General features: G+C 57.9%; 13 protein-coding genes and 1 tRNA gene. 5 read left to right on the top strand and 9 right to left on the bottom strand.

Annotation, left to right across the window (positions count from 1 at the left end):
* The 3 genes from AAAB35_RS21760 to AAAB35_RS21750 form a co-directional block, all read left to right on the top strand.
* On the top strand, nt 1–96 hold a 96-nt coding region (locus AAAB35_RS21760; protein ID WP_340670360.1), incomplete at its 5' end, for a 3-oxoacyl-[acyl-carrier-protein] synthase III C-terminal domain-containing protein.
* 123 nt (nt 97–219) lie between these two features.
* Nucleotides 220–540 (top strand): integration host factor subunit alpha, encoded by a 321-nt coding sequence (locus AAAB35_RS21755; RefSeq protein ID WP_008128366.1) that lies wholly within the window; start codon nt 220–222, stop codon nt 538–540.
* Between the two features lie 136 nt (nt 541–676).
* Nucleotides 677–1234, top strand: a complete 558-nt coding sequence (locus AAAB35_RS21750; RefSeq protein ID WP_340670354.1) for a MerR family transcriptional regulator — start codon at nt 677–679, stop codon at nt 1232–1234.
* 140 nt (nt 1235–1374) lie between these two features.
* Here the strand turns inward: AAAB35_RS21750 and AAAB35_RS21745 are convergent, their stop codons facing one another.
* Nucleotides 1375–1686, bottom strand: coding sequence for a hypothetical protein (locus AAAB35_RS21745; protein WP_340670353.1), 312 nt, complete (start codon nt 1684–1686; stop codon nt 1375–1377).
* A gap of 13 nt (nt 1687–1699) precedes the next feature.
* Complete coding sequence (locus tag AAAB35_RS21740; RefSeq protein ID WP_340670352.1) at nt 1700–1951, bottom strand: hypothetical protein; 252 nt, start codon at nt 1949–1951, stop codon at nt 1700–1702.
* Nucleotides 1952–2278: 327 nt separating this feature from the next.
* Between AAAB35_RS21740 and AAAB35_RS21735 the strand changes: the two genes are divergently transcribed.
* Nucleotides 2279–3001 carry a methyltransferase domain-containing protein gene (locus AAAB35_RS21735; RefSeq protein ID WP_340670351.1) on the top strand — a complete coding sequence of 241 codons (723 nt, stop codon included), beginning with the start codon at nt 2279–2281 and terminating at the stop codon, nt 2999–3001.
* 14 nt (nt 3002–3015) lie between these two features.
* Here the strand turns inward: AAAB35_RS21735 and AAAB35_RS21730 are convergent, their stop codons facing one another.
* Complete coding sequence (locus AAAB35_RS21730) at nt 3016–5085, bottom strand: ATP-dependent helicase (RefSeq protein WP_340670350.1); 2070 nt, start codon at nt 5083–5085, stop codon at nt 3016–3018.
* A 240-nt stretch (nt 5086–5325) separates the two neighbouring features.
* Here AAAB35_RS21730 and AAAB35_RS21725 point away from each other — a divergent pair.
* Nucleotides 5326–5402, top strand: a tRNA-Pro gene (locus AAAB35_RS21725).
* 390 nt (nt 5403–5792) lie between these two features.
* On the opposite strand, the gene AAAB35_RS21720 is transcribed toward AAAB35_RS21725, so the two are convergent.
* From AAAB35_RS21720 to AAAB35_RS21695, 6 genes are all read right to left on the bottom strand, one after another.
* Complete coding sequence (locus AAAB35_RS21720) at nt 5793–8105, bottom strand: cellulose synthase (RefSeq protein ID WP_340670349.1); 2313 nt, start codon at nt 8103–8105, stop codon at nt 5793–5795.
* Nucleotides 8102–9151, bottom strand: coding sequence for a glycosyl hydrolase family 8 (locus AAAB35_RS21715; RefSeq protein ID WP_340670348.1), 1050 nt, complete (start codon nt 9149–9151; stop codon nt 8102–8104). The genes AAAB35_RS21720 and AAAB35_RS21715 overlap by 4 nt, the downstream gene beginning before the upstream one ends.
* The gene (locus AAAB35_RS21710; RefSeq protein WP_340670347.1) at nt 9148–11508 is read right to left on the bottom strand and encodes a cellulose biosynthesis cyclic di-GMP-binding regulatory protein BcsB; all 2361 of its coding nucleotides are present in this window, start codon (nt 11506–11508) and stop codon (nt 9148–9150) included. The genes AAAB35_RS21715 and AAAB35_RS21710 overlap by 4 nt, the downstream gene beginning before the upstream one ends.
* Nucleotides 11505–13685 (bottom strand): UDP-forming cellulose synthase catalytic subunit, encoded by a 2181-nt coding sequence (bcsA, locus tag AAAB35_RS21705; RefSeq protein WP_340670346.1) that lies wholly within the window; start codon nt 13683–13685, stop codon nt 11505–11507. Before bcsA ends, AAAB35_RS21710 begins: the two co-directional genes overlap by 4 nt.
* Nucleotides 13686–13802: 117 nt before the next feature.
* Nucleotides 13803–14726, bottom strand: coding sequence for a cellulose biosynthesis protein BcsN (bcsN, locus tag AAAB35_RS21700; protein WP_340670345.1), 924 nt, complete (start codon nt 14724–14726; stop codon nt 13803–13805).
* 166 nt (nt 14727–14892) lie between these two features.
* Nucleotides 14893–15174, bottom strand: a complete 282-nt coding sequence (locus AAAB35_RS21695) for a hypothetical protein (RefSeq protein ID WP_340670344.1) — start codon at nt 15172–15174, stop codon at nt 14893–14895.
* Nucleotides 15175–15523: the final 349 nt, after the last annotated feature.

The following is a 15523-nucleotide window of genomic DNA, read 5'->3' as shown; positions in this document are numbered from 1 at the left end:
GCTGTCGGGGACGGTCGCATCAAGCAGGGTGATCTCGTGCTGCTCGAGGCCATGGGCGGGGGCTTTACGTGGGGTGCAGTTCTGCTACGCTGGTAGCAGGACGGTCGGGTCCGTGGATTGGCTGACGAACTCTTCCAAGCTGCTTGCCCGATCGGTTTTCATCCTATAACTTCCGCTATCACCTGGTAGATTTGCAACAAACGAGAGCTTTGAGATCGTATGGGGGGTAAGACCATTACGCGTGCTGATCTGGCCGAGGCGGTCTACCGCAAGGTAGGACTTTCGCGAACGGAGTCAGCTTCACTCGTCGAAACCATCCTCGATGAGGTATGTGACGCAATTGTTCGTGGCGAGACGGTAAAATTGTCGTCCTTCGCCACGTTCCAGGTACGGGACAAGAATGAACGCATCGGCCGCAATCCCAAGACCGGGGAAGAGGTTCCGATCCTGCCGCGCAGGGTAATGACGTTCAAGGCTTCCAATGTGCTCAAGCAGCGGATTCTTCGTTCGCACCAGACGCGCAAGAAGAAATCAGCCTAGAATCGGACGGTTCCGCAACTTTACCTGTACTTTTAAGCGAGATTGCTGTGAGGTAATCTCGCGTTCAGCTTGAAATATGCACTTCAAACCGCTGAAATGGACGTCGAATCAGATTTTCTCCTGAAAGGGTGAAAACATGGACAAGAGCCCCGACGCATTCAGAACCATCAGCGAAGTCGCAGAAGATCTCGATCTGCCACAACATGTCCTGCGCTTCTGGGAAACGCGGTTTACACACATCAAGCCGATGAAGCGGGGTGGGGGCAGACGTTATTACCGTCCGCTCGATGTCGATCTCCTCAAAGGCATCCGCCACCTCCTTTATGATCAGGGGTATACGATCAAAGGCGTGCAGCGGCTCCTGCGTGAAAACGGCACGCAATTCATCATCGCCCTCGGTAGTGGCGACAGCGCGGCCGCCGAAGCGATCAGCCAGCAGAAGCAGGCAAACGCCCGCCAGGAGGAAGCGCTCGCCGCCGAGCAAAGTCGCGCCGATGCCGCCGAGGAAGCGGCGGTCATGGGAACGCCAAAGCAGGCTGCCCACGGACGACGCCTCTTTGGCTTGATCCAAGGCGACGATGAGGGTCCGGTCACCGCCGATGGAAAACGCCTTTCGAAGGACAACAGGACGCTCCTGCAGGAAACGCTGTTCGACCTTTTGGAGTGCAAGCGCCTGCTCGATCAGGTGAGATAACCTTAAAAAAAACCCAGCTTTCATTTGAATGAAAGCTGGGATTTGGGGGTTGGGCCGTGGGGTGCGGCCTTACTGGTTGGGAACCAGTACTTGCAAAACTCACGTGCGGCGAAAAGGTTCCAAAAAAGAATCGCTATTTTTTATCGCGCCAACATACCGATGATGACGCCGAGTCCAGCAATGATCATAAGGGTGGAAACCGAATTCTGAGTCGGCGTATCGGCGATCTGTCTGGCCCGATGCCCCAAACCGATCGCGGCGCGCCGACCATGCTCGCGAAGTTCGTCAAATGTCGACGATTCACCCTCGTCTTCGTCCGTAAAATCGTCGAGTAACCTGACGCCCTTGTCGGTGAGTGTCTTGGTAATTGCCGCAAGGTCCCGCTTCAGGTCGGCGATTTCCATCTTAAGCCGGGCTTTGTCCGCCTCATTCTCTACGGATATATCATCCATGGCGACATCCCTTCTAACGGCGTGCGAGCAGGCCTACAAGAACAGCCGCTCCAGCAATGATGGCTATGGTTGCCACGGGATTTTCCCGTGCGGTCGCTGCTGCGTATTTCGCCTGCTTGGTCGCCATGCGTTTGACTTCATCAAATCTTTCGCCGCTCAAATCGGAAAGACTTGCGGAGATTTTCGATATTTCCTTGCGCAAGGCGGCGATCTGCGCCTCGACGTCACCCTGAATATCGTCCGCATTCTTCGAAAACATTGCCATTTTGGGAGCTCCTATTACTGATAGAACCATAACGACCGCGCCCGGCGAATGTTCCGCTGTAATTGTCCCCAGGGGTAATTAGGCCCACTGGTTTTGCAAACGGCCACGGCTAATCAGCGCCAGTGGCCTAGACCTAGTTGAAGCACATGAATGGGAACGCCATACCGGCGAACCGGTATCGCTGCGTGCCGTTGATCCGGAAAGCGACCATAAAAGATAACCGCGAATAAGCCCTTGGGCTGCCTCGTTGTCCTATTGGACGACTCGGGGGCAAAATCTCGAAGTGATAGTCTCAGTCGAAATGTCGAGACATGACGAGGAACACCAATGGTTGCCCCGATAACGTTACAGCAAAGCTTTTGGAACGAATGGAACGCGTCCACTCGGCACGTACAACTCGAGGAGATTTCGTTACGTCAAGCGGCGGTCGTGCGCGCTTGGCTCGCCCAGAGCGGCAGGAAAGATCTTGATATTCTCGAGGTAGGGTGCGGAGCCTGCTGGTTCGCCGATGAACTTTCACAATTCGGCTGCGTCACCGGTACCGATCTGTCCGACGAGATACTTGGAGGGGCACAACAGCGCCTGCCCCATGTGAAATTCGTTGCCGGGGACTTCATGAAGCTCGACTTCGGCTTCGAATGTTTCGATGTAATCGTTAGTCTCGAAGTCCTGTCGCATGTAGAGGACCAGCCGGCATTCATCGCCAAGCTGGCCAGTCACTTGCGTCCGGGCGGCTATTTGTTGCTGGCTACTCAGAACCGGACAGTCTTGCAAAAGTTCAACCGCATCCCACCGCCAAGTCCGGGGCAACTACGCCGTTGGGTAGATAGGGCGGAGCTGTCGTCACTTCTCTCGCAGCGATTCGAAATCGTCGACCTCTTCTCCGTCACGCCCAAAGCCAATAAGGGGGTTATGGCAATTCTGAACTCGCGAACGTTCAATCGGCCGATTCGCGCAGTGATAGGCGACCGGCTGGACAAGCTGAAGGAGTCCATGGGACTGGGGTGGACACTCATGACGCGCGCGCGCAAACCCGCAGCGCGGCCCTAAGTGCCGAGGCCATACTAACGCCACATCGCCCGCATTTTCGCTGCGACATCGACGCGTTGGCTTCGAACGTCGTTCGCACGAGCTTGTTCCCGGTTCATGACCGGCCAGGGCCTGCTTTCAAAATATTGGAGCAGCGTTGCAGGGATGAAGCGTGTGCGAGAAGCATAGACGTGACGGTCGCCATGAGCGTTCTGCCCATGGGTAAAGAAGCGCTGGGGCAGAACAAGGTGAAGGCTGTCCTTGGCGCGCGTCATCGCCACGTATAACAATCGACGCTCTTCCTCGAGTTCGGCCGTCGTTCCGGCGCCGAGATCGGACGGAATGCAGCCATCAACAACGTTGAGGACGAAGACGGACTTCCACTCCTGTCCCTTGGCGGAATGGATTGTCGAAAGGATGAGGTAGTCCTCGTCGAGCAGCGGCACGCCGGATTGATCGCTGGTAGCGTCCGGTGGATCGAGAGTGAGTTCAGTGAGGAAGCGCTCGCGGGACGCATAACCAGCCGCGATCTGCTCCAACTGCAACAGATCTGCCTTGCGCACCTCGGCGTCCTCATGAATGCGGTCAAGATGCGGTTCGTACCAGGCGCGCGCCCGCTCGATCTCGGCGGGCCAACCTGCGCCGCCGCGCTTTAGGTCGTTCAGGGCGTCGACGAATGTGCTCCAATCATTTCCGGCCCGGGATGGCGCGGGAAGGTCGGCGAGTGTTGCAAGCGGATCAGGTTGTTCGGCCATCTCGTCGAGTACCCGACGCGCTGATGAGGGACCAACGCCGGGGATGAGTTGCATCAGGCGAAAGCCAGCCACGCGGTCCCGTGGATTCTGGGCAAAGCGCAACAGTGCCAACATGTCTTTCACATGCGCGCTATCAAGGAACTTGAGGCCGCCAAATTTCACAAAGGGAATGTTGCGGCGCGTCAGTTCCACCTCCAATGGTCCGCTATGGTGCGAGGTCCTGAAAAGCACGGCCTGCTGTTTGAGCAAAGTTCCGGTCTCGCGATTTTCCAAAACCTGTTCGACGATATAGCGCGCCTGATCGGCTTCGTCCTTGACGGTCACCATGTGCGGCCGCTCGGCCGACTCCCGTTCGGTCCAGAGGTTTTTGGTAAAACGCTCCCTCGCCAGGTCGATCACACCATTCGCCGCGGCGAGGATGGGCTGGGTTGACCGATAGTTCCGATCGAGCGTGACGATATTGGCTGGCGGAGTGAACTCGCCAGGAAAATCGAGGATGTTCCGCACGGTAGCGGCGCGAAAGGAATAGATCGATTGGGCGTCGTCGCCGACGACGGTCAGACCCCTTCCGGCCGGCCTTAAAGCCAGGAGTATCGAGGCCTGCAGCCTGTTGGTGTCCTGGTACTCGTCGACGAGTACGTGATCCCAGCGGCAGCCCATATCTTCGGCGAGCATCGGGTCGCCAACGGTTTGAGCCCAATAGAGAAGCAGGTCGTCGTAGTCGAGAACGTTTTGAAGCTGCTTTGCCTCGACATAGGCGGCAAAAAGTTCCCGCAGTTGTTTCTCCCAACCGACAACCCAGGGAAAGAACATCTGCAACACCTCGGCCAGCGGAATTTCAGAATTCACGACACGCGAATAGATGGCAAGGCAGGTTCCCTTGGTTGGAAAGCGGCTTTCCGTCTTTGAGAATCCGAGCTCGTGGCGGATGAGGTTCATCAGGTCCGCGCTGTCTTCGCGGTCGTGTATCGTGAAATCCGGATTGAGACCGATCTGTTCGGCATAATCGCGCAGCAGCCTGGCGCCGATTCCATGAAACGTGCCGGCCCAGGCCAACGCATCGGTCATGATCGCGGCATTCGCCCCCAAGACCTGAGCGCAAATGCGCTCCACGCGCCGCGCCATCTCGGCAGCAGCGCGTCGCGAGAAGGTCATCAGCAGAATACGCCGTGGGTCGGCGCCCTTGACGATCAGGTGCGCGACGCGATGCGCAAGCGTATTGGTCTTACCCGATCCGGCGCCTGCTATGACAAGGAGGGGCCCGCCAATCGTCAATGGAAGTAGGTCGGTCCCGTATTCGACAGCCAGCCGCTGCTCGGGGTTTAGTTTTTCCAGGTAGGCAGCGCCCATATTACCCCTTTGCGGAAAGCCTTTCGGCTGGGTTCGTGCGGCAAGAGTGAGTCGTTCACCAGATTACCCCAGCTTCATCCGCGAACAAATGAGGAACTTTCGCGTCCGGCGTGTTATTGCGGGAAATGCCTACGCAACAGACCAGGGGGATTTCGAACCTCGGTCCTGTGCAACATTGTTGATTTTTTCGGTTTTGCCCCTTGCGTTGAAAACCTTAGTAATCTAGGGCTTTCAGCGGCTCGGAGTGTAGCGCAGCCCGGTAGCGCACTTGACTGGGGGTCAAGGGGTCGTGGGTTCGAATCCCGCCACTCCGACCAAAAATTCCCCAACAGCATAAGATTTTGGCGAAACTGCCCCGAGGCCTTCTGCGTCCACCAGCGCTCGCTCCAGCCAGGCACTTGTGCCTTATCTTTTCAAGGGAAAGCTTGCCGCACAAGGCACTGAAATTGTTTGGCAGGTCAGCAATCAGGTATCGGATAGATGGTATCGAATTTCGCGATTGGCTCAACTTGTACCGGTTTGATTTAGGAATTTGACAACCTGCACGTTGTATAAGGCGCCTATGGAGCACTCGCCAAACTACTACGTCATCGGTCTAACCAGCATGCTGGTCCTGTGGGTATCGATCCTGATGCTGCTGCGCAGCGCCGGCATGTGAGCCCAGATAGCGCCAGCATTTCGCGAGACTGGCCACCCAGCCACTGTCGTCAGTATTCCCGCTTTCTGATTGCGTTGACTGTGGCAATCCCGCGCAAGCCTTCCTTGTTGCCGGTTGCGGCAACGGCTTCGAAAACGCGCAATGCATCAGCAAGTCGGTTCAATTTCACGTAGGCATAACCGCGCAAAATCATGAGGTCGGTACGTTCCGGCGCTATGCGTGCGCGCTGATCGAGCGCAAGAAGGGCTTCGTTCGGACGCCCGGCGTTGAACGCCTCTGTCGCGCGCGACGAAAGCAGCGCTATATCCAACTCAACCTGGCGCGTTTGCTGTTGCCGTGCTTTCGAGGCAGCGACCGCCGCCTTGTCACTAAGGCCGGCACGAAGGTAGGCAAGGCTCTGCCCGTAGGCTGCGTCGCTGCGGGCAGCTTCCGTGCGGCTGAGCAGGCCTCGTTCAAAAGCTGCCGCCGCTTCGAGCGGGCGGTTGATATCCATCAGACACCAGCCGCGGGAAAGCGCATTCTCGGGCGAAAGCGTCTGGGGGTTTATCGTCGTGGTACAACCGCGAGTGGAACGGGTGCCAGCGTTGTTCGGCGCTGGCGCCGACCTGCGTGGACGCGCTTCGGGCGCTCTTTGTATCGGCATCTGTTCGGTTTGCATCAAAGGCGCCTCGGTGGTTTCCATTCTCTGGCGGGAAATGGTCTCGGCCACCCGGTCTGCCAGCGTTCTCGGACTGGCCGGTTGGGGCGCGGCGCGATCGGGCACCTGCATATCCTGAAGCGCGAGGGGGGTAGTCAGGGTGGGACGCAGTTGCATTGGCTCCAAGCTGTCTCCAAATCGTTCGTGTGAGGGAACAAGCCCTGGCTGCCGTGTTTTCCGAAGCTCGCCGAGCCGCGCGATGCGCTCCGAACGCCCCGCCCAGCGCCGCTGGATCGCTGCTACGCCTGCGGTATCGCCGAGTTGCTGACGCGTCAGCACGAGACCATAGGATGACGGTTCGTCGTCAGGCTTCCACTGCAGCGCGGTTGAGAACCAGCTCGAGGCGGTCTCGAATTGATTGAGCAGATATGCATACCAGCCGAGTTGTTGCGCGGCATTTGCGTCTTTTGCTTCGACGACCTCGGGCACCATGCGCTGCAGAATCTCGGGCGCAATCTCGACCGGCGGATCCTGCGCCAAAAGATTTGCCACCGCCGCGATATAGACTGCCTTGGTGCCATCCGAGCTGTCACGCCATTCATACATGATCGCTTCCGCCTCGGCCGGCCGCGAACGCGCAATCATCGCAAGAGCAAGGCCTTGCGCGGAGGAGGGCGCGTTTTCTCGGTCATGCGAAAGCTTGAACCACTTTTCCGCCGCCTCGAAGTTGTTGCGGCGGAGATAGTACCAGCCGAGGATGAGCGGATCGGACGGCCCGGTTGCAGTCGCCAGTTTTTCCACGCGCTCGACATCCGCCGGCGACACCACAAGTTTCGGATCGGAACCTGCGTCCGCGACCGCCTTGCGCGCGAGGTCGTCGCGGATCGAGTCGAATTCGCTTTTGCCGTCAGGCGTGATTTTGGCCTTGGCCAGCAGGACATCGAGGTTGGGTCGCGTCAGAAGCGGTAGCGCCTTCTGCACCGTTGCAAGTCGTTCAGCTGGATCCGCACAGTTGTCGAGGATATAGGCGTAGGCATCCTTTGCCCGGGCCTCGCGATCCGTCTTGGCGAAGGCTTCGGCGGTCCGCCAAAGCACGTCGACTTCACTACAGGTCATGAGGCTGTTATGGGCAGCGCCCACACGGATCACAGTGTCGTATTGCTTGAGGTCGGAGGCATTGACCAGCTGCTCGCGGGCTTCGGCGAGTTCCAGGCGGTCGATCAGGTCGGATGGCGGCGTCCAGCCCTGCTCGCTGCTCTGCCTTTCCTGAATGGCTTTCCGCAATTCCGCGAGCTTCCCGTCCGCATAAAGCTTCCACATGGCATCGAGCGATGCGTCTGTCTGAACCGGGGCGGCAAGGGGATCGGCGGGGGGCGTCCAATCTGGATAGAGCGCGCGCAGCCGGGCGATCTCGGCCTCAAGCCGGCGCTGGTCGCCTTGACGGGCAAAATAACGCAACGCCGTCTCGTCGACCTTGGGCGGCGTGGTGGCCGCTGGCGGCTGCTCGGGTGCTGGCTGGGTGCGGCCTGCAGGCGTGCGGCCGGACTGGGCGACGACATATTCATCAGTCGCGTTCTTTTGATCTGGACCTCTATCTGCCTCCAACAGCGATGAACGGAAAGACTCCCGGGCTGTTGCGGTCTCTGGCAAATAACCCTGCTGCAGCGCAATAGCGCCAGCACATGCGGCTATGAGGGGAGCGAGGATGAGAACCGGCTTCTTCATAAACATTCCGGGTGCTGGCTGTAGGCAAATGAAAGCGATAATAGATGCAGCGTCGAGGGATAGTATAGGGTCGGCTGGAATGAGCGCACGGAATCCGGCAATTTTGTCTTGTCGAGCACGCAACCGATCAAGGCAGGGATAATCACGTACCCCGCATCAGGAAGTGTTTCTTTGACACTGCCACTTTCGCTATCCGTAATGACGACCTCGCCGCTCTCCGAGGTCATTCCCTTGCGCAACCTGGTCAGCAATTCCTGATCGTTGATATGGGCGCGCATCAGATAGAGCGGAATGCGCAATGCGTTGTATCCGAATTCCGCAGCGAAGCCTTTGGCCGGCTTCAATTGAGTCTTGGCCGACATCCAATCCGCAGGCATCGACCTTGGACCGGCGCTTGCCTTATTAAGTAGCCCAACGCCATTGATGCTCAGTTGCGTCCAATCAGTCGTCTTGTCGACCGACGCGAATTTCGGAAAGGCCTCGAAAACCCAATAGGACAGGTTGATGATCGGACCATCGTTGCGGTCAGCTTCTGAAAATCCCTTCGCACCCGGCAGCAGCAGCAACCGGTCCTGCCATTTGACGACGTTGGACTTGCCGAGACCGCCGATGATCGTCTTTGCTGCACCGACGAAGTCGTTGCGTCCCCAATCTGCGCCAGCAAGCAACAGGGCGTATGCGATAAGAATATCGCCATCCGACGCATTGTTGCTGTCGGTAATGTGAGGCTTTGCAGACGGATCCCATTTCCACATGGCAAGACCGTCGTCACGCAGCAAAAGCTCGGTTCGCGTGAATGACCAGATTTGGTCGAAATCTGCCTTGCTACTGGCAAGATATGCGAGCAGCAATCCGTAACCCTGGCCTTCACTATGGCTGATATTGCCATTGGCATCATCGATCACACGTCCAGCGGCATCGATGAAACGTGTTTTATACGCAGCCCAATCCTCTGGCTTGACCGTCCCGGACAAGTTCTGCGCCATGGCAACCCCGCTGCCGGCGAAGGCAAGGAAAACAGATAGGAGGAACGCGGATGCCCTCATATGCGCCTCCCGAGATTCGCCAGCATCCGTGAGGTTGCAATGCCAAGCAAGCCGGCCAGGACAACGAGGATCAATGAAAACCACAGGATATTGCCGGAAAGCCAATTGGCTATGACTAGTCTCATGTTGGAAAATGACAGGGGCTGTGTCGAAACAAAGGTGTAGTTGCCCACGGGCACCTTCTGCATTTCGTCCGTGCCGGCTTTGTAAATGGAGATGTGGCCATCGAGTTCCGGCCAATGATCCTGTCGCGTCAGGGCGCACACGCCCTCGATGAGATTGTCGTCATTGGCCGATGTCGCCACAGTCCAGACACCGTCGCCGTTGGGATTGGGTCGCTGGGCAATGAGCAGTGTTGCTGCCGGTTCGGGCGTGTACGGCGCATCGCTTTCGTCATGCAGGGAGAGACTGCTTAGCGAAATATTGAACGTGCGGTTCAACCAGTCGTCGAAAGAGGAGATCTGGCCGCGCCAGCCCTTGCCAGAAAGCCGCTCCCGCCATTCGTTGAAGTCGGACTGCGTATTTTCTTCCGGTGCCGCTTCGACATTGCCTTTAACCGCGCTCCATATCGTCCTTGTGTTCTCGGAGATCCCGGTCTGTGTCAGAACGCTCGATTCAATTTGCGGAATGGCGCCCACGAAGAGTGCATTGGAATTCATGGCCGAATTCGTTGTCGCTCTCGGATCGACTTCGATCGGGCGACCCGCTGCCACGGCCATGCGCGCGAGCAGGGTCGCTGCCGCCGAAAGGCTCTTTTCGCCGGCATTGTTCATCACGACGGGCAGGGGCTTTTCTGACCGGTTGTAGGGGAAGCTTGTACCGCTCGTCCCGGCAAGGTTGGGCAGGGTACCGATCCTTGCAAAGGTTGGAATGACGAATTCAGACGAATCGAAAAGCGCAAAGCGCGTCGTCGAGGACGCATTGGTCCCGGGCGCGCACACGGAATCCGTTTTGGTATTGAGCGCCGCCTCGATGGTGATGAGGTTCACGCCGGGGCGGAAGTGCCGCATCGTGAAGCCGATCGGAAAATGCCGCAGGATCTCGCCGCCAGATGTGGTTATCGGAAGTGTGGCGGCAATATTGTCGTTGACATAGACGTTGATCTGGCTGCCCGGCATAACGTCTTCCGAATAGGCAGCATCGAGGAGAATCGTCGCCTTGCCATACTCGTTTGCATAAAAATCCGAGGGAACGCCGACGGCAAATTCGGTTCGCAGGCGGCGTCCGGTGAAGTTTTTCGTATCGACGCCGAGTTCGCTCAGCTTTACCCGCGAAGCTGAAAGGAAGAGCGGTACGTCGGGGGACCGCCATGTCTGCGTCGACAGGAATGTCCGCGGGACACTAAGGTCACGCTTCAGCGGATCAACCAATCCTGCTACCGCGCTGCTGACAGACTGCCAGTCGGCGCCGCGCAGCCGGAGGATCGAACTCCCGGTCGCCGGGTCTTCAATGAACCCCGCGCCAGGCGCTCCGCGATTGTCCGCCCATGCCGAAACGGATTGCAGTTCGTCATCGGTGCCAAGGAGGACCGTCAACGCACCCGGCGACTGTTCGGTCGGCATGTTGGACGAGACTGTCACTGTCTGGTTCGGCATATTGGCCATTATCGCCAGCCCCTGGGCAACGTGCAGCATGGGAGCGGCCGCCTGCGCGCGGTCGATAGCAGGTATAACGAGGTTGAACGTGGTTCGTCCGGTCGCATCGACTCCGATCGCTCGTATATCGTCCAACTTCTTGAGCCTGCTGGCACTTTCGCTGGCAAATGAAAGATATGTTTTTGAAGGATCGACCTCGGTCCACAATTCATAGGTGGATTGCACCGTGCAGTCGGTGCGATGGCGAAGGCTGGTCGTTATCCGGAAGGTGTTAAGTCCTTCCTTGAGAATTCCGGCGGGGATCTTCGCAGTCAAGGTTTTGCGGCCTTCCGGCGACTGGACCGGCTCGCTGATGATGCGGGCGTTGTTGATAGAAACCGTAATCGTTGACCATTCTGGTGCTACGACGAGGCTGCTCTGATAGGTCAGCGACAGGGTGGCCGGGGCGGCCGCCTGATCCGTTGTGATGAAGACGGCCCACGTCTTGTCACCGGTTTCGCCGCTGAACGAAAGACTGTCCTGGGGAATGATATAGCGCCTCGCCTGGCCGTCGGTTCTGGCGGCAGGTGCTGTCGCCTGCTTGGGCGCGGGTGCTGGTGGCGGCTCGCCGGGTATGGGCGAGAACGGTTTGACGGGCTGTTGTGTCGGCGGGGTTGCTGGTACGGCCGGACGCTCGGGCGACATATCGAACGGCGCAACCTGGGCGTGGGAAACCAGAGTGGAAACGCCAATCAAAAAGCAGGCAATGAGAAATCTTCTCATAGCGTGCCCTCCCATTCCCTCTTACCTTTTCCCGTCAAGTGGCGGAAAAGATAGGAGAACCCGCGATAGGTCTGGAATATGGCGACACCGAAAAACCAGATCGTTCCCTTGAAGAGGCCAGGATTGCCGCGTCGCTCGAGCTGGAATTTTGTCCACTGAGCCGAATTCGCAAAGATCAGATCGGCAATCAGTGAATGATCGGTAGGCTGGTCTGGCATAAACATGCAGCCGACCGATGTCTCCCCAGCCTGTTTTCTGACATTGCGAACCTGCAATGGAAGATCACCGAGATCGCCCGTCGCAAATGTCTTGAAGCGGACGTCGGTAAGCATACCGACCGATACCGTGTCGACCACATCGCCAAGAACCTGAACACGGATGCCGTTGACCGATACGTCGTCGATCGTTCCTTGAAGCCAGCGTTCTCCCGCTCGGAATTCACAGCGGCGGCTCACCTTCACCCGCCGTGATGGCCGTTTATCTCCGCGCTCGGAGACGACCCCAAGTGCACAGCCGGCGAAAACCAGGTTTAGAAGGTTCCACGCGCCTACAACGAGCGTGACGTCGGCTTTGTAAGGCTCTGTATATATCCGGTAGACGGTCACGCCGACGCCGACAAGCAGGACGAAGAAGATGACAAAGAAGGGCGCGCTCAATTCCGAAAGCCGGCTTCGGTCGATACGCTCGTCCTTCGCCGTGACTTTGAACGTAGGCTTGTGCGGGTTAAGCGCAACGGAAACCACAGCCGGCAAAAGATGCACGGTCTGTACATACTCGTAGAGCTCGGAAATCCAGGGCCAGCGGAAAGCGCCATAAAGGTAGTTCTGCATCATCAGGTTCACGACCATGTAAATGAGCGTGTATGCGAGGAATTCCCCGCCCGATGCCGTGAAGATCTCAAGCCCGAAGAAAAGGTAGAACAGCGGCGCCACCAGGAAAATGGCGCGTGGGAAGGGGAAGAGCCAGAACAGAGTCGACGAAAGATAGCAAAGGCGCTGCGGGATCGTCAGGCCGCCATTGAAGAGCGGAAAGCGGAACCGCAGGATTTGCATCATGCCCTGCGCCCACCGGCTGCGCTGGCCGATGAAACTGGCAAACGTAGCCGGCTGCAGACCGGCGATGAGTGGCTTGTCGAGATAGACGCTGTTCCAGCCCCGCGAGTGAAGGGCAATGGCGGTCTCGCAGTCCTCGGTAATGCTGATGCCGCTGAATCCGCCGGTCACATTGAGGGCTTCGCGGCGCAGCACAGCGGCGGACCCGCAAAAGAACGCGGCGTTCCATTTGTCGAGGCCGCGCTGGATGATTCCGTAGAACATTTCGTTCTCGGAGGGCATTTCCTCGAACGTGCGTAGATTACGCTCGAGCGGATCCGGGTTGAGAAAGAAATGCGGCGTCTGGACGAGGAACAGCTTCTCGTCCTCATCGAAATAGCCGACTGTCTCCAGCAGGAAGTCACGCGTTGGCGCGTGGTCCGCATCGAACACGGCGATGAGTTCACCCTTCGAATGTTCGAGGCCGTTGTTGAGATTGCCCGCCTTGGCGTGGAGGTTCTTCTCGCGCGTGAGGTAGCGAACGCCCAGTGCCTCGCAAAGGGCCGAAAGGTCGTTGAAGCGCTTTTCTGCAATGTGTGATTCGACGATCTTGTCGGCGTTGCGCTTCTGCAGTGTTCCGCCGTCGTCGAGTATCCAGACAGTGAGCTTGTCGGCCGGATAGTCCATCGCCTTGGCTGCGGCCATCGTGTTCGCAAGAAGTTCAATGTCCTCGTTGTAGGTCGGAATGAACACATCGACGCTCGGCAGTTCGCCTCGCGTTGCTGGCCTCGCGGCGCGATGGGGCAGTGGCATCGACACCACGAAAAGGCTGAGCGCCAGCATCATCACGCTGTAAATCTCGGCGAGGTAGAGCAGGAACCCTGGAATGAAGTTCTCAAGCTGGTTCACCGGCGGTAGCGTGCTCGTCGTTCGCCAGTACACGTAACGCATGACAATGGCCGTACCGAAGGCGAGTGCGATCAGCCGCCAGATGCCGCCGGCATTCAGCGTCTTCAACACCATCATGAGGAACAGGACCGAAGCACCAGCGATGAGCTGCGTCTGCAGATTCACCGGCAAAGTGACCAGCAGCAGAACGCAGATCGACATGACAAGCCACATCAGGATGATAAGGAACTTACGCATGAACGTCCGTGCTTTTCGGTAGGCGGGCGGGCGAAGAATTCATCTCATTTCCTGGCGCTTTGGTTTAAATGGGGAGGGTCATTCCCTAACGAACGTAACTGCGTAAAGGCTCCGGGTTTACTGTGCGTTTTCGGTGGGTGGTGGTGGAACAATGGCGGGATTCATCTGGATCGGTGCAGGTGTAAGCGGGGTCGTTCCGGAAACAGGCGGCGGCGGAACCAAAGGTCCGATCGGTGCGGGCCTTACCGGCCTCGTCTGGACTGCAGGCGTTGCCGGTGCTCTGACACGCCTTTGCGGCTGCACAGCGGCGGGCTGCGGCGCGGGCGGAGGCATCAATGACGTAGACGGCGGCATGCCGGGTCCGGCCGGATATATATTGGCGCCCGGGCGGCCAAGATTTTCAGGTGCGCCGGCCGGCTCGCCATAGGGGTTCCAGCTATAATCGTTGAAAGCCGCATTGATGGTGAAACCATACATGAAGGCCAGCAACTGCTCTTCGGTGAGCCGCGAATCGCAAAGACGCAATCGGACCTGGATGGAACCACGCCCGGTAAACCAGCGCGATTGTGATTCAGGTGGCCTGATGCGTTGCCAGGCGTAGATGCAGGTATCGCCGGATCGCGAGCGCCCGCTGGCAAAGCCGAACGGTCCGTAACGATTCTGCACATAGTTTGGAGAACGGCGCATGGGAACGCCCGGCAGTGTGCCGCGCAACTCACGATCGATGTTGGTTGTGCCAAGCTGCCGATCCCGCAACGTATCGCCGCCTGAAAGGTTTGCCCTGACTGGCCCGAAAAACTGCACGCGCAGGACATTCTGGCCGGGCGTGTGGGCGGACGTCGCCAACAGAATCTCCTGTTGCACCGCATTATTGTAGGAGCGCTCGATGACACTGACGATGGAAGGTCCGCCAGGCGGCGGCAGCGCATAAGCTTGCTGCGCATCGACGGTTCGCGTGGACGCCAAAATCTGCGGCGGTCCTCCGGAGGCACAACCGCCAACCAGGAGAAGCACCGTCAGACAGGAGGCTTGCTTCAACATTGGGAAAAACTAGGCGATGGAATTGATTCGTACAAAGGAAATGCTTTACGCCATTGGGAAAGTTGGAACTTTACGCGCTGACAGTTGCCTGATGGATACACCCAGAAATTGCAGGACAGTATCTGGTCAAGTCACCGGCGTACATGCGTTCAAGGAATGCGAGGCATTATTTCCAGATTTCGATCTTGGCGATCTTGTTGTCCTTAGTCATCGTCAGTTTATATTGCTCAAATCTCGTTTTGTCGTCGCAGGTTACGCGCACTACGGTAGGGCCGGTCGAGGACAATACCTTGTCCACATAGGCGTTCGAAACCTGATCGCACCAGAAACCTGCATTGCGGATCGCTCGCGCGGTCCGGCGCTCCAGCATATTTCTCTCCATGGACTGCGCTGCGGCGGCGCTAGCGCCGAAGGAGAATATGACGAGAGCCGGCAAGATGAATTTCATGCTCTAACCCCAAGCAAATGTTGATTTAAATTACACTGCCAGCCGCACCGGAAGGGCCAGCGTCATTCGCTGAAGAGGATGCTGCGCAGCAGCTCGAATTGCAACGATGTTACTGTAACAACTTTGACGCGGCAATTTATTTGAACGAAAATCCGACGGGCAACCAGGGTGCCTCCCTCCGATTGCCCCATCCGAGCGGGCCCGGCAATTGATGGCTGATCTCCCTTGCCAGCATGACCGCTTCGGCGGCCGATTCCGGGTTCGCTCGGGTGCATCAATACAGCAATTTATTCGTAAGGCAGTTCGGCATATTGTGGGAATAGTGAAAGAAATTTATCAGGGGCTAGCT

Source organism: Phyllobacterium sp., assembly GCF_037994425.1.
In the GTDB taxonomy this organism is placed as follows: domain Bacteria; phylum Pseudomonadota; class Alphaproteobacteria; order Rhizobiales; family Rhizobiaceae; genus Phyllobacterium.
Note: the sequence above shows the minus strand (reverse complement) of the source record. Positions and strands in the feature narration are given on the sequence as shown.